The following is a 23,979-nucleotide window of genomic DNA, read 5'->3' as shown; positions in this document are numbered from 1 at the left end:
ATATCCTATCATAACCCTGGGACATATTCCGAACGCTCTGCTATACTCCGCCGCGTTTTCCCGTTCTTTAACATCCAGAGAGAGACCGATGCATCCGATGCTCACCATCGCCGTGCGCGCTGCGCGCAAGGCGGGCAATTTAATTGTCAAGAACTACGAAACCCCTGACGCTGTAGAAGCGAGTCAAAAAGGGAGCAACGATTTTGTGACTAACGTAGATAGAGACGCCGAGCGTCTGATTATCGAAATTATCCGCAAATCCTACCCGCAACACACCATTATCGCTGAAGAATCAGGCGAACTGGCGGGTACCGAGCAGGATGTGCAATGGGTTATCGATCCTCTGGATGGCACTTCAAACTTCATCAAACGTTTGCCACACTTCTCTGTATCTATCGCTGTCCGTGTTAAGGGCCGCACCGAAGTTGCTGTTGTTTATGACCCAATGCGTAATGAGCTGTTCACAGCCGTTCGTGGTCAAGGCGCACAGCTGAACGGTTACCGTCTGCGCGGCAGCAATGCACGTGACCTCGATGGCACCATTCTGGCAACTGGCTTCCCGTTCAAACTGAAGCAACACGCTACTCCTTATATGAACATCGTGACCAAACTGTTCACGCAGTGTGCTGACTTCCGTCGCACCGGTTCTGCTGCTCTGGATCTGGCATACGTTGCGGCTGGCCGTGTTGATGGTTTCTTCGAGATTGGCCTGAAACCTTGGGATTTCGCAGCAGGTGAACTGATTGCTCGCGAATCTGGTAGCCTGGTATGTGATTTCACCGGCGGCCACAACTACCTGACCAGCGGCAACATCGTTGCAGGTAACCCACGTGTTGTTAAAGCGATGCTGGCAGCAATGCGTGATGAACTGAGCGAAGCGCTGAAGCGTTAATCTCAGAAAATGCCTTCCCATCGGGAAGGCATTCAATTAAAACGGTCGAATCCCACGCATTACCGGTTGAGCACTCAGCCACATCACCACTGCTGCTAATACTAAAATTCCACCACCTGCAAATGCCAGCGTCGCCCAGGCGACTTGCCGCCATAAAACCGGTGCTTTATTACCGCTAATGCGTACCGCAAGCTGACGGAATCCGTGGACTAAAAAGGCCAGGCCAGAAATGGTAATAGATGTGCCTGCAGCCATCGCAAGCGTCGACAACACTCCCCAGCTATACACGCCAATCACTTTGCTAAACAGCAGCACCATAATTGCCCCAGAGCATGGGCGCATGCCCATGGATAAAACAATCATCATTCGGGCACGCCAGTCTTCTCCTGCTGCTAGCTGTTGCTGCGTGGGTAAATGCTGATGGCCACAGCCACATTTTTCATCATGTACATGATGAGGCGTGAATGAAGTGAAACGCTTCGGTTTTCGCAGCACACGTTGCAATTTAAGTAGGGCCCGACCGCACAACATCACACCTAAAACACCCACCAGTAAATAGCTTCCCTTCTCGAGCCAAAAACTGCTCATATGCAATTGGCGCGAAGGCAGAGCCAGAATCCCCAGCACTATCGTTACCAACCCAATCGCCACTAACCCTTGCAATAAAGATGCTGCAAACGTCAATTTAAGGCTGCTTTTCAAGCGCGAAGGATGTGTCGCAAGCCATGTCGTAATAACTATTTTCCCATGACCGGGCCCCAATGCGTGAAGCACACCATAAACAAAACTAAATGACAGCAATGACCAACCCGCCCGCGCCGGGTTCTCGGCAACCTCACGCAGAAGTGTGCTCATTTGCTGGTTAATCGATTTCTGCCACATCGCACTGTCGATGAGGAGTTGTGGCCAGTAATGCCACAGGCTGTAAAGTGATCCAGCACAAACCAGCAGGAAAAATGCCAGTGGCCACAGCTGAAGCCAGTGGCGTGAATGGGGTTTAGCTGAAGGCATTACTGACATTGCAATATCACCTGTTGAGCAAACTGTTTACCCAGTTCCATATCTTCGGGAGGCGCATCGGCTTTATCCAGCGATTGTGCGAAGGCCAGCGTATCTTCGTTCGGCTGCGGGGTTTTCACTGAGATTTTGCAAAGTGAGGCTAATGTTTTCGGCAATTTGACATCACTGGAGTTGTCGTAACTCATATCGACAAAATAGGTCGGGTCGAATGTCGCAATCTGATACGTCTGCCCCTTCAATGGCTGCGGGTGTGCCAGAGGTAAAACAAAGGTCAACACGGCCTGATGCCCTACCCGCGCAAGCCCGTACTCGGGTGGCAAATTGTTAAACGTCACTTTTTTGCCGTTATGCCAGAATTCAGTGAAGTAATGTTGCCCTAAAACATTGGCCATCACTTCGGCGGCAAGCTTCTTCCACACCGGCGAGTCAGGTTTGGCATTACCTGCGTCATACAGTAGATCTGCTGAAGTGATTTCATCCATCGTCCACTGCATTTTAAGACCAGTAAGCTGGTCATTTTCGGTCATCACCGTGGTCACGAGAGTGATAAAACTGTGCGGATGAGCCGAAGCCACTGGGCTAAAAAGTGCAGAAATTAAGGTAAAAAACGCAATTCTGTTACACATTTTCCTGCTCATTATTCTCTCGAGATTATAATTCTGTGAGCCAGTCAGAATTCCGTAATTAAAAAGCTCAAATGTGGCTCTCTACGACAAAAGGTTTAGCTACTCTTAGCATTAATTACTTTGACTCGGTTATGCGGATGATGACACTGCTCTCCCCACCACCATCTGTACTCTCTAGTCCGCAGCGCCGCTGCCACCTGCTTTTGTTGCTTTACTTACCGGGCCAAACCGTCACTCCAGAGATCCTCGCAAGGCTCAACGGGGTCGATGACATCAAAGCCCTGCAAGATATAGCCGACACCGGCGATGAAATCCAGCGCTATCACCGGCTGAGGCTTATCACACAACAGGACGGCAGCTATCGGATTGAGGGCACGCCTCTGGACTGCCGCCTGTGCTTATTGCATTGGTTACGCCGCGCGTTGCGATTATGCCCGCACTTTGTGCAGCAGCATTTTACGCCAGCACTCAAAACCCAGCTTAAACAGCAAGGGGTTCTGACAGCATTGTATGACGAGAAAAACCTCCAGGCGTTGATAGGCCTCTGCGAACGGCGCTTACAGCGCCAGTTTGACAGCCGCGATGTGCAATTTTTAACGCTGTTTTTGCAGTACTGTTTGCACCAGCACCATGCTGGGATCACGCCAGAATTCACTGAGCAGCAACGCGCGTGGACACAGATTCGCCCGGAGTTTGTGGCAGCACTTGAGATTGCCCGCCATTGGAAGCGCCGCGTGCTGCAATCAGCCAACGAAAACGAGCAGTTATTCCTGGCGCTTTTATTCCAGTTACTACGCACTCCCGACCCGATTCGTGACAATCATGAGCAGGATTTACGCTTACGCTCGGCCATTTTCGGAATGATTGCGCGCTTTCGCGAGCTGGCGGGTATGTCCTTTAGCGATGAACAAGGCCTGAGCGACCAACTCTACATTCATCTTGCTCAGGCATTGGATCGTTGCCAGTTCGGTATTGGGATTGATAACAGCCTACCGGAAGAAATAACCCGCCTTTATCCACGCTTGATGCGCACCACACGTGAAGCGTTCAATGATTTTGAAAACCATTTTGAAATGCGTTTTTCAGATGAAGAAGTTGGACTAGTGGCGGTGATATTCGGAGCGTGGTTAATGCAGGAAAATGACCTGCATGAAAAGCAGGTTTTGCTGCTTACTGGCAACAACATTGAACTTGAACAGAGTATTGAACAGCAGTTGCGCGAGCTCACGTTACTGCCGCTAAATATTAAACACCTGACGATTCACAGTTACCAAAAAGAGGGGGCACCGAAAGAAGTGGTGTTGGTGATTACACCCTATTCCACCACCTTGCCACTTTACTCACCGCCACTGATTCACGTAACGCTGCCGCTGGGTGAACACCAGCAGCAGCAGATCCGTAAGATTATTGAGTGTTAACGCAATATGAGACTGGGCGTGGCCGAATGAACAATGCAGGAACGGCCACCAACGCCATAATCCAGAACACCCCACCCTGCATATGCTGGTAAAGGTAGCCAGAGAACATCGTCATAATGGCGATACCACCGCCCATCGCCACCGCGGAATAGACGGCTTGTAAACGGATAACTTCATTGCCCTCGCGAGCCGAGATATAACGCATCGCCGCGAGGTGGCATACAGTGAAGCTGCCGCAGTGAAGGATTTGCGCAGCAATCAGCCACGGCAAATCGGTGGTGTACGCCATCAGGCTCCAGCGCAAAATCCCCGTCACACCAGAAAGCAGCAGTAAGTCACGTGCACTCCAGTTGCGGAACAGCTTGTTGCTGAGAGCAAAAATCACAATTTCCGCAACAACACCCAGCGACCACAGATACCCGACAACCGACGCGGAATAACCCGCTCCTTGCCAGTAAATCGCACTGAATCCGTAGTAAGCCGCGTGGGCGCCTTGAAGTAATGTTACACAGGCCAGGAATCTCCATGAACCGAGCACCAGTTTCTTCCAGGCAGGCCAACCCGCACCTTCTTTATGGCGTGTTTCACCTTGCGGCATCACGGATGGGCGCAACATCATGCCGATTAGCATCGACGCGACACCAATACTCAGCAGCACCAGAATTGCCTGGTAGCTATACATGCTCACCAGCTTGCCCGTCATGGCGGAGCCAATCACAAATGCCAGCGATCCCCACAAGCGCACACGTCCATAATCCATGGTGATTTGGCGCTGCCAGGTTCCGGCCAACGCATCGGTAAGCGGCACTAGCGGTGAGAAGAACAGGTTAAAACCGACCATCACAATCAAAAGCCAGCTGGCGGTTTGCCCGAACCAGAAAGCAACGGCAAATAGCAAAGTGAGTAAGGCGAGTAAACGTAAGGCAAAGACAAGTCGGGAAGGGTCGGTAACACGAGGTGCAAGAAGCAAACTACCAAGGAAACGGGCGATTAATCCAGCCCCTAACAATAGTCCTATAGTTTCAGGTGGCAGACCAACTCCGGCAAGCCAGACACTCCAGAATGGCAGGAAAATGCCGTAGCTAAAGAAGTAGGTAAAATAACTGAGCGCCAGCCAGCGCGTTGAATGCAAAACCATGATCCCTCCCGTTTTGGAGGCGCTAGTGTGTCCGAGCGTTGACGTGCTTGCAAGCATTCATTAACAGACTAATAACACGCTGAAATAGTATGGTTATGGTGCTATTGGAATTGTCGGATGTTGCTTTCGCTAATCCGACACAAGACTTCCGCTTACGACAAAACAACCACCTCCATCCGCAACTGTGTCGAGTCCCCTGCCCGCAGTAACACCAGCCCCGGCTGCCCAGCCATATTATGGGCATTCACCGGGTGGCTTTGTGGCTCAAGGCAAATAAATGGTTCGTCTGCCATACGGAACACCATCAAGTACGGCGTGGAACATTTTAGCTGCACCAGCAGGTCACCAGATTCAATCAACGCCAAACCATTCCAACCGGAATAGCCAACATTCAGCCATTGGTTGTCCGGGATTTTCGCCGTGATGAAATTGGTTTGTGCCGTCAGTTGGTCACTCCATTCAAGAGGTAAGTGATTCTCTCCTTCAGGCCAGAAGCCCGTTGCTCCAAACTGCACGAGTGTCGTGGGTGTGAGATGGAAAAAGGGATGAAAACCCAGCCCATAAACCATCGGCTGACTTCCCCGGTGAGTGAGTTCAAGCTCCGCGATAAAACGCTTACCTTCCAGCCGGTAAACCAGTCGCGCGTGATAATCAAACCCGCACTCATGCCCACTATTGAGCGTTAAAACAATCTGCTGACTATCCTCGGTTTCCACCTGCCAGCTTTTCAGCCAGCCATCGCCATGGAGAAAAAATTGTTCATCGACAGGACTTTTCGGCAGCGTGACCATTTCTCCGTGTAGCCGAAAGCAATTCCCGGCGACTCGGTTTGCCAGCGGTAGCATCGGGAATAATGCCTTTTCACCTGCATAAAGAATCGGTTGCTGGTGCTTTAGCGAATCCAGACTGAGGATTGCCGCCCCCTCCGGGGCGACAACTAAACGCAAATGGCTATTTTCGAGTAACAGGCTTTGCATTGTTATTGAGCCACTTTTTCAGCGCGAGCTTTCGCCACAGCACCGTATTGTTCTGCCATACGTTTTTCCAGCGCTTCCAGGCTCACGCCTTTCGTTTCCGGAACATAACGGCGTACATAGACAAAACCTGCTGCACAAATCACACCATACAGCAGGAAACTACCCGCAGCCCCGAGACTGGCGTTCAATAACGGGAAGGTGTACGTCAGAAGGAAACAGGCCACCCACAGCGCCAGCGTACCCAAAGACATCGCCAGGCCACGAACCCGATTCGGGAAAATTTCTGATAGCAGAACCCAGGTCACAGGGGCGAGTGTCAGTGCGTAAATCGCAATCGCCGCCAGGACGAGGATAAGCACCGGCAACCCCAGAATACCCAGACCGTATGCGGCACCGATTAATGCATAGATGATAGTCAGGCCCGCAGCGCCAAATAACATCAGCTTACGGCGGCCAATTTTATCCACCAGCGGCAGCGCGGCGAGAGTGAAGATAAGGTTGATTAAACCGGTGGCAACAATGGATTTCAGTGTGCTGTTAATATCAAACCCGGCGGAGGCAAAAATCTCCTGCGCGTAGTTAAATATCACGTTGATCCCGCACCACTGCTGGAACACCGCCAGCACCATCCCAATAATAATGATGGGCTTAACCTGCGGCTGCCACAGCGTTCCCCAGGAGACTTTTTGTGTGTCGTTATTCAGAGTTTGCAGAATATCGTTGAGCGTATCATCGGCATATTTCTGGTTACCGATGCGCTTAAGCATTTTGTGGGCACGTTCATTTTTCCCGGCCCGCACAAGCCAGCGTGGTGACTCTGGCACAAAGAACATCAGCACCAGAAACGCCAGCGCCGGAACCAGTTCTGCACCAAACATCCAACGCCAGCCCACCTGCCCATTCCAGCTTTCGGTGATTTGCTGCATGCTTGCGGCTGTCCCCACCGGTTCGGCAATCAACAGGTTGATAAGTTGTGCCGCCAGCACACCTATCACAATGGTTAACTGGTTGATGGCAACAAACTTGCCGCGTTTTTCAGCCGGGCTCACTTCCGCGATATACATCGGGCTTAACGCTGATGCGAGGCCAATGCCCACACCACCGACAATGCGGAACACCACAAACATGTCGAAGTTACTGGCCATCGCCGTACCCCAGGCCGATGCGGTAAACAGTATCGCCGAAATGATAAGCGGTGTTTTGCGTCCGAACCGGTCTGCACACCAGCCGGAAATCAGCGCACCGAAAATACAGCCTACCAGTGCTGAACTCATCGCCCAGCCAGACTGCGCAGGGTCGGTTATTGAAAAGTAAGCTTCATAGAAGGGTTTGGCGCCACCAATCACCACCCAGTCATATCCGAATAGCAAACCGCCACAGGCGGCCACCAGACAGATAGTCCATACATACCCCATGCGTAGTTGTGTCTGCACAGTTTTCATTGTTATTCCTCACTTTGTAGAGATACAGAGGAGGCGGGATTTATCTCCCGCCGTTTATTGTTATTTCAGCGCTCAGGCAAAGACGCCGCGCTGCATTGCCAGATGCAGCAAGTGCGCTTTGTCGTGTGCCGGGTTTTGTGACAGTAAAGCTTTCAATGCTGCTTCGAACTCGGAGTGTTCCCCCAATCCCAGATGCCCAAGAGCTGCGACAAACAGGCAGTGTTGCTGGTGTGCAGCCTGACGATCACCATCCAGCGCGACCAAATCTGGCAGCGATACGGCAAAGAAATCAGGTTCAGACGGGTCATTAAAGTGGGTATCGGCCCAGTGAATAAAACTACGGAATTGCTGTTGAGCCTGCTCTTTGTCACCAGTACGCACCAGCGCCATAGCCTGGTAGAACAAGTAATCTACGGGTTGGTCGTTGTAGTAACGCCCGGCTTCCAGAGTGGAGCCCCCTTCCAGCGCACGTTCGAAATAGAGCTGAGCACGTTCCGGCTGCTGGAGTTGCTGTGCACACCAGCCGAGCAGATACCAAATATCGTTATCGCTCTGGCCGACTAAACGCCCCTCACCCAAGTTCTCCGGGTAACTAAGCGCTTGCTGAAGCAACACTTCTGCTTCGCCCAACTGTTTATTGGCAATGCACTCCAGCGCACGGTATTGCAGGTTAATAAGATACTGTCCGGTGACTTTGCCTTCTCCACCTTCCCACGGGTGGAATTTTCGCCGTGCCAGGACTTGCGCCGCCGCATCGGTTTCACCGTGAATATTCCACAAGCTCAACAATTCAGCGGTGAGATCGTCACGTTTAAGTACCACATCACGACGAGTTGCCAGATTCGCCAAGCGCTGCTCGGTAGCACGCCCGTTAAGTTTTTGCAGGTAATCGAGTTCAAACAGGAAGCGGGCGTTATCGGGCTCGAGTTCAACCGCTCGTTGCAGATAGCTTTCGGCAAGCCTTACATCGTGCGTTTTATTCCAGGCGTGAATCCCCAACACACGCTGTACTGCAGCGAACTCTGGAAGTTGTTGCGCGGCAAATTGCCAACAGGCAACCGCTTCGTTATACCGACGTTTGCTGTACCAGAAGCAACCAAGCAGATATTGCGCGAAGCCATCATGCGGCAATCGCTGCAACATTTGCACTTCATCCAGGGTATTTGGGAAGCGAACTTTACGGGCAAAATTCTCCTGCGCCTGCTGAATGAATAGATGTTGTCGAGTGCGGTCAGTGGTTAGCGCTGCACGCCACAAAAGCGGCATCGCCTCTTGTGAGTCAAGAATACCTAGCATCTCTTTCGCCGCCGAATCCTTGCCAAGGCTCACCAACCAACCTGCCAGTACACTGGCATTAACACCTCGTTTTCCGGTGACTCGCACCAGTTCAGCACGTTCAGTTTCGCTTTGCGTGATTGCCCAATGGGCGTAGTACAACACGTAACTGAGCGGGTATTCCTCAAGCTGCTGCGCAATCCAGTTCAGGGCTTTTTGTGTTGCCCCTGTTTGGTGTAAAACCAGTGCTTTTAGCCCCATCGCCAGATTATTGCTGGCGTTAAATTTAAGGCTTTGGTTCACAAACGCCAGTGATTGAACCGCATCACCTTTACGCAGCGCCAGACGTGCCAGCGCGTAGAATGCAGCATCGCGGCAATTACCACTCCAGCTTGCTTTGAAGTAATCGTCAAATGCGCCGTTAAAGTCGCCTTGCTTCTCTTTTGCCGCTCCACGCAACATGCTGGCATCGCCATTTTGCGGGTTCTTATTCAGACGATGTGCGCGTTTAAGTGCCGCATCCGCGTACTGTTCAGCAAGCTCCCAGTTGCCACGGTTAAATTCAAGCTGGCCGAGCGCCACGTTACAGCGGTAATCCTCGGGATCTAAAGCCAGTGCACGCTGGTAATAATCCAGTGCCGAACGGCTGGCGTGAAGATACTGCTCCAGATGCTGACCGATAAAATACAATTCATCGCAATTCGTGATGTCTTGCGGTTTGGCGGGCACGCAAGCAGGTTGCGGCAGAGGTAAATCTTCAGGGATATGTTCGCAATAACTGAGAATGATATTGCCCTGCGGATCGCGCAGATTTAGCGTCAACCGTTGTGGCCAGTGGTTACTGAATTTTTCCTGCGACGCCTGCGCGGGTTGTAATGAAAGAGCTGATTTCCAGAGTGTTTGGCCTGCGGCTTCAATGTCGAGTGTAAAATCAGGCAGCGGCGCAATCGCATATACACCGAGATGCAACTCGCCGTTGTGGCGTTCCAGTTTTATTGCCGCCTGAGTGTTGGCGTTTTGCAAAGTGCCAAGCTGGCTGTATGGCAGGAAGTTCTGCACGAAGACTTTTTCTTCGTAAGGGGCAATCCAGGTGAAATCTGGCTGATTATCGGTAAACACACCGGTCATCAACTCAATATACGGGCCATTTTCATCGGTTAGATTACGGTCCCATGCCTGGCCGAAATCACAGTTCCCCCATGACCATTGTTTCTTACCCGGTGAAACATGGTGGTCCGCAATATGTAATAAACCGCCCTGCTCGCCATGATGGTAGGCGCCAACAAAATCGTAATCTGATTTATCCGCCATATACGAGGTTGGCACCGGGATATTTTTGTAGCGCGAGATATCCACGCCTGCGGAATAATCAACTTTGTAGTAAGTACCGTGGGCAATCGGGAAGGCAGAAACATCGCGTTTACCGTGGTCGAATACCGCCGTGACATCCGGTGGGAATACGCTTTGGTGATCATCACCGCCTTTTACCGCCGGGTTCGCCCACCACAGGAAATGACGCGGTGTAGCGTTGCCATTGAATACTTTCCCGGTGATTTCAATCAGCGCCTTTTCCGGGTACAGCGTAAAGCCGGTCATCACTTGTAGGCCGCGCATTGGCTCAACTTCACCGAGCCAGACGGTTTGCGCACCGTTGTCATGTTTCTGGAAAGTCACATCTACCGGCATGAAAGTAGTTGGGCGATGATGCTGCGGCCAGTTAAATTCGATACCACCGGAAATCCACGGCCCGACCAGTCCAACCAAAGCTGGTTTCACCACTTCGTTGTAGTAAACAAAGTCGCGCTCCATCACTTTGTCGTAGGCGCGATGAATACGGCCTCCTAGCTCAGGCAATAACATTACGCGGATAAAGTCGTTCTCAATCCACACCGCGTTGTAATCACGCATCTCGCGATTGCCAGTAAGTGTGTCAATAACACCGTAAGGATAAACAGCACCTGAAGATCCCTGATAGACACGGTTCTCCAGAAACATAGGATTCGGGTCTTCCGCACCGGTAGTCCAGGTGGGTAAAGCAATCGTCTCTTGCCAGACGCTAACGGCTCCGTACATTTCGCTTCTCCAGTAAACAAACAACAGTGAAATACGTTATGTTTGCAGTGTAGAGAACTCATAACGGCTTAGAGCGCTTAATGCTCACACAATAAAGTTAACGGGGTTTAGTGAAATGCATAATTCAGGGCTGAATAATCAACGCGTGCGCCAACTTAACCGCCAGACGATTATGAAACTGGTTTGGCAGCATAAGCGGCTAAGCAAATCGCAGTTTGCGCAGTACACCGGGCTGTCCATTCCAGCGGTGAGTAAGATCCTTGAGGAGTTGGTGAGCGATGGCAAACTGAGCCACTCCAGCGAAAACCTCAGTAACCGAGGCATTAACAGCGGCAGTTACCAAATTCCACCTGATGGCGATTTCATTCTCTGCATGAATGTCACGCCCACCAGTATTGAAAGCCAACTGTGCGACGCACAACTTTCACCGCAAGGGGAATTTGAGCGTATCCATGTGAACGCCGCCACACCGCAGGTATTACTGGCCGCTATTGAGAACATCTGGCGTAATCAACGCAAAATCTGGCCGAAAAAAGTCATCAATCTCGCTCTGGCTATTCATGGGCAAGTCGATCCTGTGACAGGCGTTTCGCAAACCATGCCGCAGGCTCCGTGGCGTGAGCCGGTAGAAATTAAATATCTGCTGGAGGAAAAGCTTGGTGTAACGGTAAGAGTCGATAACGACTGTGTGATGCTGGCGCTGGCAGAAAAATGGCAAAACCCGGCAAACCGCCAGGATTTCTGCGTGATAAATGTGGATTACGGGATTGGTTCATCGTTTGTCATCAACGGGCAGATTTATCGCGGCAGTTTGTATGGCAGTGGGCAAATCGGCCACACCATTGTGAACCCTGATGGCATGGCCTGTGACTGCGGGCGCTACGGCTGTCTGGAAACCGTCGCATCGCTTTCAGCGTTAAAAAAACAGGCGCGTATCTGGTTAAAATCGCAACCTGGTTCGGCACGACAAGACCCGGAAAATGTCACCTCCGCACAGCTTATTTCAGCCTGGCATAGTGGCGATGAACAAGTTCGTAGCTGGGTAGAAAGTGCCGCTAATGCCATTGGGCTGAGTTTGTATAATTTCCTTAATATATTAAATATTAACAATATTTTGTTTTATGGTAGAAGCTGTGGATTTGGCGAGGACTGGCTGGCAACCATCAATCGGCAGATTGGGTTTAATCCGTTTGACCATGGCGATGCGCTAAAGATTAATGCGACACAAATTAGTTTCGGCAAGCTTTCGCGGCCACAGCAAGTGATGGGAATTGGTTATTTGTATGTGGAAGCCACGCTGGGTAAAGAATAAGCCGTGAGGAAATATTCCCCGGATATCCCAGTCAACATCTGGCAAGGAGTGAAATTATGCATAAAGCAGGTGTGATTATTTTCGGGCTGTTATTGGCAGGTTGTGCAGCCCAGACGGTTAATACCCCGCCCCCCTTATCGCCAATGGATGCCTGTATTCAGGCAACTCAGAGCAGCGATACCGTAGCCACTGCGAAGAACTGCAGTTTAATCACGCGCGATCAACATTAGCCATCAAAAACAACAAAGCCCACATAACGTGGGCTTTAGTGACTTACGTAGCGGAAATTATGCGTAAACCGGCAAGCGGGCGCAGATATCCAGAACTTTTTGCTTGGTGCGTTCGATAACCGCTTCGTCGTTGATGCTATCTAACACATCACACATCCAGCCAGCCAGTTCGCGAACGTCTGCTTCATTGAAGCCACGGCGAGTCACCGCTGGAGTACCGATACGGATACCAGAAGTCACAAATGGGCTCTTCGGATCGTTTGGCACGCTGTTTTTGTTCACGGTGATATTCGCGCGACCCAATGCAGCATCAGCTTCTTTACCGGTCAGGTTTTTATCAACCAGATCCAGCAAGAACAGGTGGTTGTCAGTACCGCCAGAAACCACTTTGTAACCACGGTCCAGGAACACAGAAACCATTGCTTTTGCATTCTTAGCAACTTGCTGCTGGTAAGTTTTGAACTCAGGTTCCATTGCTTCTTTCAGTGCAACAGCTTTACCCGCGATGACGTGCATCAGTGGGCCGCCCTGCGCGCCTGGGAAGACAGCGGAGTTCAGTTTCTTATACAGCTCTTCGCTGCCGCCGTTCGCGAGGATTAAACCACCGCGTGGGCCTGCCAAAGTTTTGTGCGTAGTGGTTGTCACAACGTGTGCATGTGGAACCGGGTTCGGGTAAACGCCCGCAGCAATCAGGCCAGCAACGTGTGCCATGTCCACGAACAGTTTCGCATCAACCATGTCTGCGATTTCACGCATTTTTGCCCAGTCAACCACGCCTGAATAAGCAGAGAAGCCACCGATGATCATTTTCGGCTTATGGGCTTTAGCTTGTTTTTCCAGGTCTGCGTAGTCGATATGACCGGTTTCATCGATACCATAAGGAACGATGTTGTACAGCTTGCCGGAGAAGTTTACCGGGGAGCCGTGAGTCAGGTGGCCGCCATGTGCCAGGTTCATACCCAGAACGGTGTCGCCTGGTTCCAGCAAAGTGGTGTATACCGCGAAGTTAGCTTGTGAACCGGAGTGCGGTTGCACGTTAGCGTAATCAGCGCCGAACAGCTCTTTTGCACGGTCGATAGCCAGTTGTTCAACGACATCAACGTATTCGCAGCCGCCGTAGTAACGTTTGCCTGGGTAACCTTCAGCGTATTTGTTAGTTAACTGAGAACCCTGAGCCTGCATCACGCGCGGGCTGGTGTAGTTTTCGGAGGCGATCAGTTCAATGTGCTCTTCCTGACGTACTTTTTCTTGCTCCATGGCCTGCCATAAATCGGCATCGTAATCGGCAATGTTCATTTCACGTTTTAACATTCGCATCTCCAGACTCAGCTAACAGTAAAAATTCGAACAGCTTTGAGGGCTCTCTCAAACAACGGGCAACAGTGTAAACCGAATTGGTATCAGGTGATAGGTCTTGACAGAGGTTTTTACGCAAACGATTGGCTCGGCGTCCTGCAAGGGTTTGAAGCCAAAAGTGGCAAGCTATTTCTGCGGATATTAATTCATCATCAACATGCAGAAATTTCACGTTCTGTGAGCCGAATCGACTCAGTAAGTATCCATTTACAATGTAGTGCTTTTTTTAATCCGATAATTTTATAAGATGCATTTAAAATACATCAATTAGAAAACCCTAAATAATTCGAGTTGCATCTATCACCCCTGCGGCTTGAAATATGACGGGTATAAAAGGAGCCATACCATGCTTGACGCACAAACCATCGCTGTTGTGAAATCCACCATTCCCCTGCTTGCCGCAACCGGCCCAAAACTTACCGCTCACTTTTACGATCGCATGTTCAGCCATAATCCTGAGCTGAAAGAAATCTTCAATATGAGCAACCAGCGCAATGGCGATCAGCGTGAAGCGCTGTTCAATGCCATCTGTGCATACGCGGCTAATATTGAAAATCTGGCGGTGTTACTGCCAGCGGTAGAAAAAATCGCGCAGAAACACACCAGCTTCCAGATCAAACCGGAACAGTACGACATCGTCGGCGGTCACCTGTTAGCAACGCTGGATGAAATGTTCAGCCCGGGCCAGGAAGTATTGGATGCGTGGGGCAAAGCGTATGGCGTGCTGGCAGGCGTGTTTATCAATCGTGAAGCGGAAATCTACCAGCAAAACGCGGCGAAAAATGGCGGTTGGGAAGGCACTCGCGCCTTCCGCATTGTGGCAAAAGAGCCGCAGAGCTCACTTATCACCAGCTTTGAATTTGAACCGCTGGATGGTAAACCAGTCGCGGATTATCAACCAGGCCAGTATCTTGGCGTATGGCTGAAACCTGAAGGTTTCCCGCATCAGGAGATTCGCCAATATTCATTGACCCGCAAGCCAGATGGCAAAAGCTATCGCATTGCGGTGAAACGCGAAGATTTGGGACAGGTTTCAAGTTGGTTACACAACCACGCGCAGGTGGGTGATGAACTGCATCTGGCGGCTCCGGCGGGTGATTTCTTTATGGACGTGAACGGGCAAACGCCAGTTACGTTGATTTCTGCAGGTGTTGGCCAAACGCCGATGCTGGCAATGCTCGATACACTGGCGAAAAATGACCATAGCGCGCAGGTGAACTGGTTCCATGCGGCTGAACATGGTGACGTACATGCATTTGCGGATGAAGTGAATCATCTGGGTGAACAGTTGCCAGGCTTTGAGCGCCACGTATGGTATCGCACGCCATCCGAACGTTGCCGTGCACAGGCAAAATTTGATAGCGAAGGTTTGATGGATTTACTGACCCTGGAAAGCAAAATCAGTGCACCAGATATGCAGTTTTATCTGTGCGGCCCGGTGAGTTTTATGCGTTTTGCGGCGGAGCAGTTGGTGAAGCTAGGCATAGGGCAGGACCGAATTAATTATGAGTGTTTTGGCCCGCATAAAGTGATGTGATTTTTACTCTTCATACTTCGAGTTGCAGGTGCGTTGGCTGCACCCGTTCGCCCCAGTCACATAGTTATCTATGCTCCTGGGGACTTGCGGCCTGGCCGCCTTCCTGCGACTCGAATTATTTTGAGTATTGAAAATGGCGAGTAATATCAATTTAACTCCCGCCATAAAGGCCAGTTAAATCGCGGCGTCGTCTTCTTCGCCAGTACGGATACGCACCACACGTGCCACATCAAAGACAAAGATTTTACCATCGCCGATTTTACCAGTTTGCGCAGTGCGAATAATGGTGTCCACACAGGTATCAACGATGTCGTCTGTGACGACAATTTCAATTTTTACTTTTGGCAGGAAATCCACCATGTACTCGGCACCACGGTACAGCTCGGTGTGCCCTTTCTGACGACCAAAACCTTTAACTTCAGTTACCGTCATGCCGGTGATGCCAACTTCTGCCAGCGCTTCGCGCACGTCATCCAGTTTGAACGGTTTAATAATCGCATCAATTTTTTTCATGGTATTTCCGGTTCCCGCACAACTCAAGTGTGCTGCCTGGTTACAGTAATCGTGGTTTCAAATTACCACAAACTACTCTTTAAAGTCATTGGCATCGAGTTCATGCCTTGAGAGTAATTTGTAGAATTCAGTACGGTTACGCCCCGCTACGCGCGCGGCCTGGGTAACATTACCTTTGGTCATTTGCAGCAATTTTCGCAGATAGTTCAGCTCGAACTGGTTACGTGCTTCAACAAAAGTAGGCAGCGCAGTATTCTCGCCCTCCAGAGCCTGCTGAACCAGCGCTTCGCTGATAACGGGAGCGGATGTCAAAGCTACGCACTGTTCAATCACGTTAACCAACTGGCGCACGTTGCCAGGCCAACTTGCCGCCATCAGGCGCTTCATGGCGTCGGTCGAAAAACTGCGCACAAACGGCTTATGGCGATCGGCAGACTGGCGCAATAAATGATTTGCCAGCAAAGGCACATCTTCCGCGCGTTCTTGCAGGGCAGGGATTTTCAGGCTCACTACATTCAGGCGGTAGAACAAGTCTTCACGGAACTCGCCACGCTCCATCGCTTTAGGTAAGTCGCGGTGGGTGGCAGAGAGAATGCGCACATCAATATCGAGATCACGGTTGCTGCCCAACGGGCGCACTTTGCGCTCCTGCAACACACGCAGTAATTTGACCTGCAAGGGAATCGGCATATCGCCAATTTCATCAAGGAATAACGTGCCACCTTCTGCGGCCTGGAACAGCCCTTCTCTGCTGCTGACTGCACCGGTAAAGGCACCACGCGAATGGCCAAACAGTTCAGATTCCAGCAACTGTTCTGGTAATGCTCCACAGTTAATAGCGATAAATGCCTTCTTGCTGCGCGGACTGGCGTTGTGAATGGCCTGCGCAAGGATCTCTTTGCCGGTTCCGCTTTGCCCGTTAATCAGCACGCTGACATCCGACTGGGCCACCATGCGCGCCTGATCCAACAAGCGCAGCATCGTCGGGCTGCGTGTAACAATAGTGTCGCGCCACATATCATCACCGGCAGTGACTGTATGCTCGAGAGCATCGTCAATCGCCTTGTAGAGCGCATCTTTATCAACCGGTTTCGTCAAGAAACTAAACACGCCCTGCTGTGTTGCAGCCACGGCATCAGGAATAGAACCGTGAGCGGTAAGAATGATAACCGGCATTCCCGGTTGTGCTTTCTGGATTTCGGCAAATAGCGCCATGCCATCCATCTCATCCATCCGCAGGTCGCTAATCACTAAGTCGATTTTTTCTCGCCCCAGGAGACGCAACCCTTCAGCACCACTTTCCGCAGTGGAAACGGTATAACCTTCACTGGTCAGGCGCATACCGAGAAGTTTAAGCAGGCCCGGATCGTCATCAACCAGCAGTAATCTGGCGGGTTTACGTTGCGTCATGGTTTCGCCTCCTGCGCGGGTTTGGTATTGTCCGGCAATTCGGCACCGGCAGGTTTGCGGCTGGAAAGCTGGCGTTCGATGTCCGTCAGGTTTTCTAGTTTGCGAGTCGTCAGGCTTAGCTGGCCTCTGAGGCGTTGCTGTTGTTCACGCAACGTATCCAGCTCGTTGTCTGACGACTGTTGTAATTTGCTGTAGCGGGTACGTTCATCTGACAGCGCCAGTAACGACGCTTGCCCATCACGCCACACCTGGAATAACGAGCGCACCTGTGAAGGCACTTCTGTCGTCATCGCATCCAGCTTAACCATGTAACGGCGGCGCTCGGTTGGGCTAATTTTGGCATTCGCCAACAAAATCCCTCTTTTGAACGTGTCGGGCCAACTATCAGATGGCCAGCGGCGTGCTTCAGCTCGCGCCTGAATCGGCGCTAAACGTTCTGCGCAGTCCATCGCCCGAAGCCAATACAGAGGGTTACTCATTGAGTCGTGGCTCTGATTTTGCCAGATATCCTCACAATCCGTAGACAAGTAATCGGCCAGTTGCTGTTCCGGCTCTTCTGCCAGTTGTGGATGTTTAACATCTTTTGGCACAGTACTCTGAACACAGCTCGCCAGTAGTAATGGCACAAGTAATGCGGACAGCGGGCGAATTGAAACTGGGCTGCGTAGGCATGGGATTAAGCCGTTACGCAACACGTGAAAAATAGTCGCTTTCATTTTTTATTTGTTCTCGGGAAAGACAGGTAACTCGATTCGGAAGCTGACATCTGCCGTTTCATCATCAATCAGGTGCAATTCGCCATGCATACGACGGATACAATCCTGGGCGATACTCAATCCCAGGCCGCTACCTTTAACTGCACCTTTACGCTGATGGCTTCCCTGATAAAAAGGTTCAAAGATCATCTCTCGCTCCGCGGACGGAATGGGGTCGCCTGTGTTACAGACATCAATAAAGAGCAAGTGACCCACCTGCGAGCTTCGTAGATAAATGGTACCGGATTCAGACCCATAGTGCACCGCATTGGAATAGAGATTATCCAGCACGCTCATCAACAACATCGGCTCAGCCAGGCAAGCAACCGGGCTAATATCACACTCGGTACGCATCATTTTAGCCCGCGCAGGCAAACTGTGAGCGGCGATAATGACATCCACCAGCGGTGCCAATTCAACTTTACCCATCTCGAGTGGGACATCGGCCAGTTTACGGTTGTAATCCAGTAACTGCTCAATCAATTTTTGTAAGTGGCGGCTACTATTATCAAGAATTTCCACCACCTCTTTTTGATCGTTGGTCAGTGGCCCAACAACCTGATCGGCAAGCAGTTCGGTACCTTCACGCATACTGGCAAGCGGTGTTTTTAATTCATGGGAAATATGGCGCAAAAATTCGTGGCGCTGGGACTCAAGCCAGGAAAGGCGCTCACTGAGCCAGACAATTCGCTGCCCAACAGAACGTAGTTCACTCGGCCCTTTAAACAACACCGAATTACCTAATGAACGCCCTTCACCGAGTAAATTAATCATCTTCTCGATACCTTTCACCGGGCCGATAATCATGCGCGTAAAGATAATGACCAATGCAAAGCTCAACAGGAATAACACCAGCGCCTGCCAGCCAAAAAACTGTCCGCGCTCGGCAATCTCTTGTTGAAGTTGCTGTCCACGGGAAAACACCACCGCGCGCGTCGCTTGTACCATTTCAGCATTTTTGGCCGCGAAGTTTTCAAGGTGTGCAGCAGCAGCGGTATCTGGGCCGCTATTTTTGCATTGTATATTGGCAAGGTCTGTTAACGACTGGCTGAGGTCTTTATAAAGATGGTTATCAGGCAAAACTCCGGCATGCGCTTCAAGCATTTGCGTGTAACGCTTACGCTGCCCCTGGTAGACAGTCTCAAGCGTTGCATCATCCAGCACACAATATTGGCGATAACTACGTTCCATTTCCAGAGCAACATTTGTCATAGCTTCACTGCGGCGAGCATCCGCCAGCGTGGTGCGATTTGTTAACGCAGCCTGATCGCTGAGCGCATTAAGGCTTTGCCACGCTTGCCATGCCAGAACCAACAGCGGAACCAGCACCAGCAAAAAGGCCATCATGACGAGCTGACGTAAGGATCGCGGGAAAAAATGCCACTGGTTCAATAGACTTATCTCATTGGGATTCTGGATAATTTGATGCTAGCGGGGATTGGCGGGAGTTTAAAGTCTTGAACGCAGAAACAACAAAGGCAGAGAATAATCTCTGCCTTTGTTCTGGAATCAGGCGGTGCCTTACTCAACGTTTCGCCCGGAGCATGATAAAGCAGTACAAGACTGGCAATAATCAAAAGTCGGACGGCAGGCACCTTGAGTGCATCATTCTATGGTTTATGTAGCACAACCCTTGCGGGGGCTGACATAAGGAGGTGAATGAGCCACTGCGCAGTATTATGCATTATATGTGCCACAGTTGCTACAAGTTATATATACCAATGTTTCTATTATGTTTATTTTCTATAACACACATGAATGATGCAGGCTATTTTTTGCACACACTGTCGCTATTCAGCAACACCATAAGAACCCCATCTCACACGCCTTTAAAATCAACAAGTTAAACGTCTCCATTTGGAGACAGTAAAAATAGTGAATGTCGGGTTTTAGTGACAAAAAAATCCCTGCCGTAGCAGGGATTCTATTAGAGCTTAACCAAGTTGCTTACGCGCGTTGCGGAAAATACGCATCCACGGGCTATCTTCGCCCCACTCGGCTGGGTGCCAGGAGTTGCTAACAGTACGGAACACACGCTCCGGGTGCGGCATCATAATGGTGACGCGCCCGCTTTCGTTGGTGACCGCAGTAATACCATTTGGCGAACCATTCGGGTTTGCCGGGTAGTTCTGCGTGACCTTGCCGAAGTTGTCGATAAAGCGCAGCGCCACCAGGCCTTTGCTTTCAAGCGCCGCAAGATGTGCCGCATCGCGCACTTCCACATGCCCTTCGCCGTGAGAAACCGCGATTGGCATATGCGAACCGACCATGCCTTGCAGCAGCAGCGACGGGCTTGAAGTCACTTCAACCAGGCTGAAGCGCGCTTCAAAGCGGTCTGAATGGTTACGCACAAAGCGTGGCCACAGGTCGCTGCCCGGAATCAGTTCACGCAAGTTCGACATCATCTGGCAACCGTTACACACGCCCAGAGCCAGGGTTTGCGGACGGTGGAAGAAGGTTTCGAACTCGTCACGGACACGTGAGTTAAAGAGAATGGACTTCGCCCAGCCTTCACCTGCACCCAACACGTCACCATAAGAGAAGCCGCCACACGCCACCAGCGCCTGGAAATCGTCCAGACCACGGCGACCCGCCAGCAAATCACTCATATGCACGTCGATGGCATCAAAGCCCGCACGGTGGAAGGCTGCCGCCATTTCAACGTGAGAGTTAACACCCTGCTCGCGCAGTACAGCAACTTTTGGACGTGCACCTTTAGCGATAAACGGTGCCGCGATATCTTCTTTGATGTCGAAGCTGAGCTTAACGTTCAGGCCAGGATCGTTGTCATTGGCTTTCGCTTCATGCTCTTGATCGGCACATTCTGGGTTATCACGCAGGCGCTGCATCTGCCATGTGGTTTCTGCCCACCACATACGAAGCGTGGTGCGGCTTTCGCTAAACACCGCGTGCTTATCAGCGGTCAGCGTGAAACGGTCACCCACAACAGCTTTACCGAGGAAATGAACGCAATCTGCCAGGCCGTGGTCTGCCAGTGTTTTCTCAACCGCTACGCGATCTGCCGCTTTAACCTGGATTACTGCACCTAATTCTTCATTAAAGAGGGCTGCCAGATGGTCGCTACCCAGTGTGGCGATATCCGCTTCCACGCCACAGTGACCAGCAAATGCCATCTCTGCCAGCGTCACTAACAGGCCGCCGTCAGAACGGTCGTGGTAAGCCAGCAGTTTCTGCTCAACCACCAGCGCCTGAATCGCGTTAAAGAAGCCTTTCAGCTGCTCAGCGCTGCGAACGTCAGCAGGTTTGTCGCCCAGTTGGCGGTAAACCTGAGACAGCGCAGTGGCACCCAGCGCGTTGTGGCCAACGCCTAAATCGATAAGCAACAAGGCGTTATCTTCGGTATGCAGCTGTGGCGTAACGGTGCGACGGACATCTTCAACACGGGCAAATGCGGTGATAACCAGCGACAGCGGAGAGGTCATCTCGCGTTGCTCGGTGCCCTCCTGCCAGCGGGTTTTCATCGACATTGAATCTTTGCCGACCGGAATGGTCAGGCCAAGCGTTGGGCAAAGCTCTTCACCCACCGCTTTTACCGCTTCATAAAGACCAGCGTCTTCACCCGGGTGACCCGCAGCAGACATCCAGTTAGCAGAAAGTTTAATACGATTTAACGCGCCGATTTGCGTAGCTGCAATGTTAGTCAGTGCTTCACCCACAGCCAGGCGGCCCGATGCTGCGAAATCGAGCAGCGCAACAGGTGCGCGTTCACCCAGAGACATCGCTTCGCCGTAGTAGCTATCGAGGCTTGCCGTGGTGACCGCACAGTTGGCAACCGGGATCTGCCACGGGCCAACCATCTGGTCGCGAGCAACCATGCCGGTCACCGAACGGTCACCGATAGTCACGAGGAAAGTTTTTTCTGCAACCGTTGGCAAATGCAGTACACGGTTTACCGCATCAGCAATCGTGATATGGCGGCAATCCAGCGCATCGCCCTTCGCTTTCAGGGTTTCAACGTTACGTTCCATTTTCGGCGTTTTGCCGAGCAGCACGTCCAGCGGCATATCAATCGGCTGGTTGTCGAAATGGTTGTCGTTAAGCGTCAGGTGTTTTTCTTCGGTGGCTTCGCCGATAACGGCATATGGCGCACGTTCACGGCGGCACAGCTCGTCAAACAGCGGCAACTGGTCTGGAGCAACCGCCAGAACATAACGCTCCTGGGATTCGTTACACCACACTTCCAGCGGGCTCATACCCGGCTCGTCGTTCAGAATATCACGCAGTTCAAAACGACCACCGCGCCCACCGTCGCTCACCAGTTCAGGCATTGCGTTGGAAAGACCACCCGCGCCCACATCGTGGATAAACAGAATTGGGTTGGCATCACCCAACTCCCAACAGCGGTCGATAACTTCCTGGCAGCGGCGTTCCATTTCTGGGTTGTCACGCTGTACGGATGCAAAATCCAGATCCGCATCGGACTGACCGGATGCCATAGAGGATGCAGCACCGCCACCCAGACCAATGTTCATTGATGGGCCACCGAGCACGATAAGTTTCGCGCCTACGGTAATTACGCCTTTCTGAACGTGGTCAGCACGAATGTTACCGATGCCACCCGCCAGCATGATTGGCTTGTGGTAACCGCGTAATTCTTCGCCGTTATGGCTGTTTACTTTCTCTTCGTAAGTACGGAAGTAGCCAGTCAGAGCCGGGCGACCGAATTCGTTGTTAAACGCCGCACCACCCAGAGGGCCGTCAGTCATGATGTCCAGCGCGGTAACAATACGGTCCGGCTTGCCAAAATCTTCTTCCCACGGCTGTTCAAAACCAGGAATACGCAAGTTTGAAACGGAGAAACCAACCAGGCCCGCTTTCGGTTTAGCACCACGGCCCGTCGCACCTTCATCACGGATTTCGCCACCGGAACCGGTCGCAGCACCCGGCCATGGGGAAATGGCTGTTGGGTGGTTGTGGGTTTCAACTTTCATCAGGATGTGCGCATCTTCCTGGTGATAGTCGTAACGGCCCGCTTCGTGGTCGGCAAAGAAGCGCCCTACCTGTGAGCCTTCCATCACTGCGGCGTTATCTTTATAGGCAGATAACACGTAGTCAGGCGTTTTCTCGAAGGTGTTTTTAATCATTTTGAACAGCGATTTAGGCTGCTCTACGCCGTCGATAATCCAGTCGGCGTTGAAAATTTTGTGGCGGCAATGTTCGGAGTTAGCCTGCGCGAACATATACAGCTCGATGTCGTTCGGGTTGCGCCCCAGTTTGGTGAATGCATCCTGCAAGTAGTCGATTTCATCTTCTGCTAAAGCCAGCCCTAAACGGATGTTGGCTTCAACCAGTGCTTCGCGACCTTGTGTGAGCAGGTCAACACTTTGCACCGGCGCAGGCGTGTGATGAGAGAACAACTGCTGTGCATCATCAAGCGAACCAAATACGCTTTCCATCATGCGGTCATGCAGCAATGTGGCAACGTCCTGGCGCTGTGCGTCGGTCAGTTGGCTTGCAGTGACGTAATATGCCACGCCACGTTCCAGGCGCTTAACTTTCGCCAGGTCGCAATTATGGGCAATATCAGTCGCTTTAGAGGACCAGGGTGAGATGGTACCAGGACGCGGCGTAACCAGAATCAGGTGGCCTGTCGGGGCGTGGTCGGCAAGGGTTGGACCATATTTCAACAACCGTTGCAGACGGGCGTGCTCATCAGAGTCGAGCTGCGCGTCGAGATCGGCAAAGTGAACATACTCGGCATAAATGTCGCTGACCGGAAGGTTGGCGTCATTGAAGCGGGCCAGTAATTTGTTAATACGAAATGCCGATAAAGCGGGCGAACCACGCAGAATTTCCATCATCAAAGATCTCTCGTCTTCGAAACGCCAGGGGGACGCTTCAGTGGGCGCAAGGGGAAAACGGGCGCCATTATAGATAATCCATCGCCGTGACGAAACCGTTTGCGTATAAATAAGTGGATTACTTTTCATTGCTTAAAATTCAGCCAGAAATGTTGAATAAGTTGCGCGGTGGCGTTTTGTTAA

17 protein-coding genes are annotated in these 23,979 nt (G+C 51.4%); 5 read left to right on the top strand and 12 right to left on the bottom strand.

Annotated elements, in window-relative coordinates:
* Positions 1–88: 88 nt before the first annotated feature.
* Complete coding sequence (gene suhB, locus AC0IXI_RS06115; protein WP_064513082.1) at positions 89–892, top strand: inositol-1-monophosphatase; 804 nt, start codon at positions 89–91, stop codon at positions 890–892.
* A gap of 36 nt (positions 893–928) precedes the next feature.
* Here suhB and AC0IXI_RS06110 read toward each other — a convergent pair whose 3' ends face one another.
* Entirely contained in the window at positions 929–1,912 is a 984-nt protein-coding gene (locus tag AC0IXI_RS06110; RefSeq protein ID WP_471682092.1) for a nickel/cobalt transporter, read from the bottom strand.
* Positions 1,903–2,538 carry a DUF1007 family protein gene (locus AC0IXI_RS06105; protein ID WP_471682091.1) on the bottom strand — a complete coding sequence of 212 codons (636 nt, stop codon included), beginning with the start codon at positions 2,536–2,538 and terminating at the stop codon, positions 1,903–1,905. Before AC0IXI_RS06105 ends, AC0IXI_RS06110 begins: the two co-directional genes overlap by 10 nt.
* A gap of 137 nt (positions 2,539–2,675) precedes the next feature.
* Here AC0IXI_RS06105 and csiE point away from each other — a divergent pair, with 137 nt between their 5' ends.
* On the top strand, positions 2,676–3,956 hold the full coding sequence (csiE, locus tag AC0IXI_RS06100) for a stationary phase inducible protein CsiE (RefSeq protein WP_134184925.1): 1,281 nt from the start codon (positions 2,676–2,678) through the stop codon (positions 3,954–3,956).
* On the opposite strand, the gene AC0IXI_RS06095 is transcribed toward csiE, so the two are convergent.
* From AC0IXI_RS06095 to AC0IXI_RS06080, 4 genes are all read right to left on the bottom strand, one after another.
* Positions 3,943–5,094, bottom strand: coding sequence for a 3-phenylpropionate MFS transporter (locus AC0IXI_RS06095; RefSeq protein ID WP_134184923.1), 1,152 nt, complete (start codon positions 5,092–5,094; stop codon positions 3,943–3,945). The genes csiE and AC0IXI_RS06095 overlap by 14 nt on opposite strands.
* Positions 5,095–5,246: 152 nt before the next feature.
* Positions 5,247–6,071: an aldose 1-epimerase gene (locus AC0IXI_RS06090; protein WP_471682090.1), complete on the bottom strand. Its 825-nt coding sequence runs from the start codon at positions 6,069–6,071 to the stop codon at positions 5,247–5,249.
* Between the two features lie 2 nt (positions 6,072–6,073).
* On the bottom strand, positions 6,074–7,513 hold the full coding sequence (locus tag AC0IXI_RS06085; protein ID WP_134184919.1) for a sugar porter family MFS transporter: 1,440 nt from the start codon (positions 7,511–7,513) through the stop codon (positions 6,074–6,076).
* A gap of 72 nt (positions 7,514–7,585) precedes the next feature.
* Positions 7,586–10,861 carry a DUF5107 domain-containing protein gene (locus AC0IXI_RS06080; RefSeq protein ID WP_471682089.1) on the bottom strand — a complete coding sequence of 1,092 codons (3,276 nt, stop codon included), beginning with the start codon at positions 10,859–10,861 and terminating at the stop codon, positions 7,586–7,588.
* Between the two features lie 115 nt (positions 10,862–10,976).
* Between AC0IXI_RS06080 and AC0IXI_RS06075 the strand changes: the two genes are divergently transcribed.
* Together AC0IXI_RS06075 and AC0IXI_RS06070 are read left to right on the top strand one after the other, a co-directional pair.
* Positions 10,977–12,173 (top strand): ROK family protein, encoded by a 1,197-nt coding sequence (locus tag AC0IXI_RS06075; protein WP_134184915.1) that lies wholly within the window; start codon positions 10,977–10,979, stop codon positions 12,171–12,173.
* Positions 12,174–12,229: 56 nt separating this feature from the next.
* Entirely contained in the window at positions 12,230–12,403 is a 174-nt protein-coding gene (locus tag AC0IXI_RS06070; protein ID WP_166671971.1) for a hypothetical protein, read from the top strand.
* 57 nt (positions 12,404–12,460) lie between these two features.
* On the opposite strand, the gene glyA is transcribed toward AC0IXI_RS06070, so the two are convergent.
* Positions 12,461–13,714 carry a serine hydroxymethyltransferase gene (gene glyA, locus AC0IXI_RS06065; protein ID WP_413498758.1) on the bottom strand — a complete coding sequence of 418 codons (1,254 nt, stop codon included), beginning with the start codon at positions 13,712–13,714 and terminating at the stop codon, positions 12,461–12,463.
* A 391-nt stretch (positions 13,715–14,105) separates the two neighbouring features.
* Between glyA and hmpA the strand changes: the two genes are divergently transcribed.
* Positions 14,106–15,296 (top strand): NO-inducible flavohemoprotein, encoded by a 1,191-nt coding sequence (hmpA, locus tag AC0IXI_RS06060; protein WP_471682088.1) that lies wholly within the window; start codon positions 14,106–14,108, stop codon positions 15,294–15,296.
* Between the two features lie 174 nt (positions 15,297–15,470).
* On the opposite strand, the gene glnB is transcribed toward hmpA, so the two are convergent.
* From glnB to purL, 5 genes are all read right to left on the bottom strand, one after another.
* On the bottom strand, positions 15,471–15,809 hold the full coding sequence (glnB, locus tag AC0IXI_RS06055) for a nitrogen regulatory protein P-II (protein WP_002438074.1): 339 nt from the start codon (positions 15,807–15,809) through the stop codon (positions 15,471–15,473).
* A 72-nt stretch (positions 15,810–15,881) separates the two neighbouring features.
* Positions 15,882–17,219, bottom strand: a complete 1,338-nt coding sequence (gene glrR, locus AC0IXI_RS06050) for a two-component system response regulator GlrR (protein WP_064513100.1) — start codon at positions 17,217–17,219, stop codon at positions 15,882–15,884.
* Positions 17,216–17,935: a two-component system QseEF-associated lipoprotein QseG gene (gene qseG, locus AC0IXI_RS06045; protein WP_064513102.1), complete on the bottom strand. Its 720-nt coding sequence runs from the start codon at positions 17,933–17,935 to the stop codon at positions 17,216–17,218. The genes glrR and qseG overlap by 4 nt, the downstream gene beginning before the upstream one ends.
* Before the next feature lie 3 nt (positions 17,936–17,938).
* Entirely contained in the window at positions 17,939–19,321 is a 1,383-nt protein-coding gene (locus tag AC0IXI_RS06040; RefSeq protein ID WP_471683205.1) for a sensor histidine kinase, read from the bottom strand.
* 587 nt (positions 19,322–19,908) lie between these two features.
* The gene (gene purL, locus AC0IXI_RS06035) at positions 19,909–23,796 is read right to left on the bottom strand and encodes a phosphoribosylformylglycinamidine synthase (RefSeq protein ID WP_471682087.1); all 3,888 of its coding nucleotides are present in this window, start codon (positions 23,794–23,796) and stop codon (positions 19,909–19,911) included.
* Positions 23,797–23,979: the final 183 nt, after the last annotated feature.

This window comes from Buttiauxella sp. AC038 (assembly GCF_979253565.1).
Note: the sequence above shows the minus strand (reverse complement) of the source record. Positions and strands in the feature narration are given on the sequence as shown.